The organism is Dissulfurispira sp. (assembly GCF_036745535.1).
Classification (GTDB): domain Bacteria; phylum Nitrospirota; class Thermodesulfovibrionia; order Thermodesulfovibrionales; family Dissulfurispiraceae; genus Dissulfurispira.
Window position 1 is genome coordinate 1 of the sequence record NZ_DAIOFX010000100.1, and the last position, 4,902, is coordinate 4,902.

Consider the following 4,902-nt stretch of genomic DNA (forward strand, 5'->3'; position numbering starts at 1 on the left):
CTGCCATCCTCGAACCTATTGCAAGCAGTATGCCACCAAATAAGGCGGATATATTCTGTCTCAAAAAAAGGGGGGAGCGTACTTAGAGTCAGCTTGAACTCTCCCAGCGAGATTGCGGATATAAAAGACCCGAATATGATCCCGATGATTAATGAAATCTCGGTGGAAAAAATGTGGTCAAACCTGGCGACAGGGCCTCCTGCAATTAAAGCCTTACTCGCCGGATGTAAAACCGAGTATGATTTTCTTTTAAAGAATGCAACGGTTTCAAAGTGCTCCGGGATAAGGATCTTTTCAATGTATGCAGCGATCTTTGCATATCCTGTACTGACAGCCATTGGCATATCAGAGCTTATATAAATGATCAAATTTAAAAGTGCAATGATAATTACAACCTTCCACGGATGGATGTACCCCTCTGCATAAGCCTTTTGGTGCAATTTTTTTGAACGTATCCATCTGAAAATAAGCACTGATGATATAATCAGGATGGGAAGCGTAAGGAGGTGTTCATTGATAAGCTGGGGCAGCAATACAGCTTCAGAGACCATGGTTCTTTTTGAAAACTCTGCCCAGAATGGATAGAACTCTGCGAAGACAGCGCTTCCGATAATGAGTCCTGCAAATGCAATAATGCTGATAATGCTTCCGGAGCCCATTTTATAAAGGATTCCTATTACACAACCCCCTGCCAGCACCATCCCTATTCCGAATATCATGCCTCCGACCAGTGTTCCAAGCGATGCGATATTCAGGTTGGGAGGAGGATAAAGGCTGATAAGATCTGCTTTCTTTGCGATAAAGAAAAGCGCCATTGTAACAATCACCTGCAAATAAAGTATCCTTAGTAGGAAGGTGCGCTTCAGGAGAAATATGTCGCGGAATATTCCGGCCATGCAAAGGTCAGACCTGTGGAATACAAAGCCCAATATCAAGCCCAGTGCAAGGTTAAGGAAAAAAAATTTGAGAAAGGTTGGTCACACCTTTTATCTCCCCTGTCTTAATTGTACAACAAAATTGCAATTAAAGGGCAATTAGCAAGATTCGCAAGCAGAACTGGCTTTCGCTTCAGACGCTACTTTTCTACAGTTCTAACCTCATTCCGCTACAGCCGCAAAACTCGCTTCGCTCAGACACTTGCGTCTGTCAGGCAATGGTATGGTCTCGGAGCGACTTGGACAGCCCAAGCGTGGCATGGATGCCTAAGCGGGCTGTCTTTGCTTCGGAGAATGGCTGGATGCCATTCGAGAATGAAGCGAAGAGATTATACCATTGCCTGACGCTACATTTCACTAAGAACTGTTGACGAAAAATATCGATTCGCTCAAGCCAGCCCTGCTTGCGAATCTTGCTGAATAAATCCTGATAAAACATATCAAATTTTGTTTATATGTTTTAAGGCGATACTATTCCGGGGGCATTAAATGCTGAAAGAGCTTGCATCATATGTTACATATGGCTTTATAAAGCTTGAGCAAGGCTCGCGGCTTGGAGATGCCATAGAATTCTTTATATATGACACAATAAAGATATTCCTGTTTCTTTCGGTCATCATTTTCGTCGTATCCATAATCAGGAGCTACTTCCCTCCGGAGAAGACAAAGAAGATCCTTTCACATAAAAAAGAGTTTATAGGTAATATCCTCGCAGCATTACTTGGAGTCGTCACACCTTTTTGCTCATGCTCGGCAGTTCCTGTTTTCATAGGTTTTGTAGAAGCAGGGGTTCCCCTCGGCGTGACATTTTCATTCTTAATATCATCACCAATGGTAAATGAAGTTGCAGTTGTTTTGCTCTGGGGGCTTTTTGGATGGAAGATTGCAGCGATATATATGGGAACAGGACTCTTAGTCGCCATCTTCGGAGGATTCATCATCGGGAAACTCAAGCTCGAAAATTGGGTTGAGGAATATGTTTACAAATTCCATATGGGACAGGAGCAGGAGATAATAAAGCAGACATTCAAAGAGAGGCTTGAGGGTGCAAAGTGGAATACAACAGACATACTGAAAAGGGTATGGCTTTTTATCGTAATAGCCATCGGCATCGGTGGTTTTATACATGGTTATGTGTGGGAAACTCAAGCATTCGGGCAAGCCTTTGCCGGGCCCCGATAAGGTCAAAGAATTGATAAAGTCGGAGATGTAGCATGCAGGAATTACTGAGCATATTCAAAGCCCTCTCTGATGAAACAAGGCTCAGGATATTAAAGCTCCTTGAGCATGGCGAACTCTGCGTATGCGATATAGTTTCAGCCCTCGATATGATACAGCCGAAGGTCTCCTTCCATCTCGGCGTTTTAAAAGATGCAGGATTAATAAAGGACAGAAAACAGGGCAAATGGATTCATTACAGGATTGACGACTCCGATATGTTCAAGAGGTTTTTAGTCCTTTCTGTGCTGGAAAAAGTTTCTGAAAGCGGAGTAACAGAAGATAAGAAGAGGCTAAATAAATTCCTGAAGAACAAAAGCACTAAGGCAGAGATTGTTCCTATTAAGAATAAAAGCAGATGCAGCGGGTCGATGACTCGTAGAGAGGTAAGACATTATGACTAAAAATACAGGCAAAAGACTTTCATTTATTGACAGATACCTTACAGTCTGGATGTTCGCTGCAATGGCCGTCGGCGTAAGTCTCGGATATTTTATTCCAGAGACAGAAGGTTTTATAAACAGATTTCAGGTCGGCACAACAAATATCCCCATTGCAATCGGCCTCATCCTGATGATGTACCCTCCACTTGCAAAGGTGAAATATGAAGAACTTGGGGAGGTATTCAAAAACAAAAAAGTCCTGGGACTGTCCCTTATTCAAAACTGGATAATCGGCCCTGTGCTGATGTTCCTTCTGGCTATAGGCTTACTGCCCAATTATCCTGAATACATGGTTGGACTCATCATGATAGGGCTGGCAAGATGCATTGCAATGATCATAGTATGGAATGATCTTGCATGCGGCGACCCGGAGTATGCTGCAGGGCTTGTGGCTTTTAATTCTGTATTTCAGGTTCTCTTTTATTCGGTCTATGCATATATCTTTATAACGATGCTGCCATCATTGTTTGGTCTAAAAGGAGCCGTAGTAGAGATTACAATGAGGCAGATTGCAGAGAGTGTTTTCATTTATCTCGGAATACCATTCATAGCAGGGATGATAACAAGGTTCAGCCTTATAAAAATAAAAAACCGTCAGTGGTATGAGCAGGTATTTATTCCAAAGATAAGCCCCATTACTTTAATATCCTTATTGTTCACCATTGTCGTGATGTTTTCTTTGAAAGGCAATTACATTGTGAAACTCCCAATGGATGTGGTGCGCATTGCAATCCCGCTGCTCATTTATTTTATTGTCATGTTCCTCGTGTCGTTTTATATGGGCAAAAGATTGGGGACCGATTATCAAAAGACAACAACCCTTTCCTTCACTGCTGCAAGCAATAATTTTGAGCTCGCCATTGCTGTTGCAGTAGCGGTATTCGGGATTAACTCAGGGGCTGCCTTTGCGGCTGTAATAGGCCCGCTCGTCGAGGTGCCTGTCTTAATCGGTCTCGTGAATGTCGCAAGATATTTTCAGAGGAAATATTTCAAAGACGAATACTGCAAAATAACAGACTCAATGCCTTTGTAAAAATGCAATATCTGCATTTATAAATGCAAAACTTGCACTTATACAAAAAACACAAGTCCTTAAACAGTTTGATTTTAAAGGCTTTATAATCTGGCATAAGCATTGCTCTTAAAATTTCTAAAAATCAACTTATCAGGAGAAATGAAGAATGGATTTGAAAACAGGTTTATTTAGTGCTATGTTAGGTGTATCGATGCTTGCATCTTCTGCATTTGCTGCAGACTACAGCAACATATCTACAGAGGAACTTTCGAAGATGCGCGGTACTATGCAGAATGCAACGGTTGAGGAAAGAAACACGTTTCAGAACGAATGGCAAAAAAGGGTTCAGAACATGACGCAGGAAGAAAGACAGAAATATGCCGGCAAACCCGAAAACGCAGGACAGATGATGCAGAACCGTGAAAAAATGCAGGAGAGGATGAAAGAAAGGATGCAGGAAAGGGATACCATGCAGCAGAGAGGCAACAGCATGGGTGGCAGAATGGGACAGGGATTTGGTGGAGGAAGAGGCGGAAGGAGATAATTAAAAATAATCCGGCTCAAGGAGGTATTTATGAGAATGAGAAAAGTTTTAAGTTTATTGGTGGCAGTATCATTGGTTCTTGCTGCTTCATTTGCCTTTGCACAGCCAATGAAAGAATGGAAAGGCTGGCGAGGGAGCGGCGGATGGGGAATGGGGACGCAGTATCAGAGGATGTATAACCCCGCAACTGTAGAGACAATATCAGGCACAGTCGAATTGGTTCATAGGATCACACCAATGAAAGGAATGTCTTATGGCGTCCACCTTCAGTTAAAAACAGAAAAAGAGACCATATCGGTGCACCTCGGCCCGGGCTGGTACATTGAAAGGTTGGACACAAAGATAGAAAAGGGCGATAAGATCGAGGTCAAAGGCTCAAGGGTAACAATGATGGACAAGCCTGCAATTATCGCTGCAGAGGTGAAGAAAGGCGATAATGTCCTTGTTTTGAGAGACAGCGCAGGCATCCCTGCATGGTCGGGATGGAGAAGATAGTAATTACAAGCCCTGCTTTGGGCCGGAAGCAGGGCTTTTCATTTTCTATCCAGTACCTCCCTTGTCTTCCTTAAAATTTCATCAGGAGAGACAGGTTTAAAGAGGAAAGATATCTTCTCTTCAAATATGCCTTTTTATGGACAATATCAGCCGTATAGCCGCTTATAAATACAACCTTCATATCAGGTTTTATTTTCTTTCACTGCTGTCCAAAATAATCTGAAATCACAAAATCAATCCTTGTAAAATAAG

At 42.4% G+C, this 4,902-nt stretch carries 5 protein-coding genes and 1 pseudogene; 5 read left to right on the top strand and 1 reads right to left on the bottom strand.

Going from position 1 to position 4,902, the window contains the following annotated elements; genetic code table 11:
* Window positions 1–896, bottom strand: an 896-nt coding sequence (locus V7L97_RS11125) for a YeeE/YedE thiosulfate transporter family protein (RefSeq protein ID WP_333655983.1), incomplete at its 3' end; no start/stop codon positions are given.
* 528 nt (window positions 897–1,424) lie between these two features.
* Between V7L97_RS11125 and V7L97_RS11130 the strand changes: the two are divergent.
* From V7L97_RS11130 to V7L97_RS11150, 5 genes and pseudogenes are all read left to right on the top strand, one after another.
* A pseudogene (locus tag V7L97_RS11130) lies at window positions 1,425–2,072 on the top strand (permease); the annotation flags it as partial.
* A gap of 77 nt (window positions 2,073–2,149) precedes the next feature.
* The gene (locus V7L97_RS11135) at window positions 2,150–2,557 is read left to right on the top strand and encodes an ArsR/SmtB family transcription factor (protein WP_333655985.1); all 408 of its coding nucleotides are present in this window, start codon (window positions 2,150–2,152) and stop codon (window positions 2,555–2,557) included.
* The gene (arsB, locus tag V7L97_RS11140) at window positions 2,550–3,629 is read left to right on the top strand and encodes an ACR3 family arsenite efflux transporter (RefSeq protein ID WP_333655986.1); all 1,080 of its coding nucleotides are present in this window, start codon (window positions 2,550–2,552) and stop codon (window positions 3,627–3,629) included. The genes V7L97_RS11135 and arsB overlap by 8 nt, the downstream gene beginning before the upstream one ends.
* Before the next feature lie 148 nt (window positions 3,630–3,777).
* A complete protein-coding gene (locus V7L97_RS11145) occupies window positions 3,778–4,155 on the top strand; it encodes a DUF1104 domain-containing protein (RefSeq protein WP_333655988.1) in 378 nt (125 codons plus the stop codon).
* Window positions 4,156–4,191: 36 nt separating this feature from the next.
* Window positions 4,192–4,650: a DNA-binding protein gene (locus V7L97_RS11150; RefSeq protein ID WP_442891827.1), complete on the top strand. Its 459-nt coding sequence runs from the start codon at window positions 4,192–4,194 to the stop codon at window positions 4,648–4,650.
* Window positions 4,651–4,902: the final 252 nt, after the last annotated feature.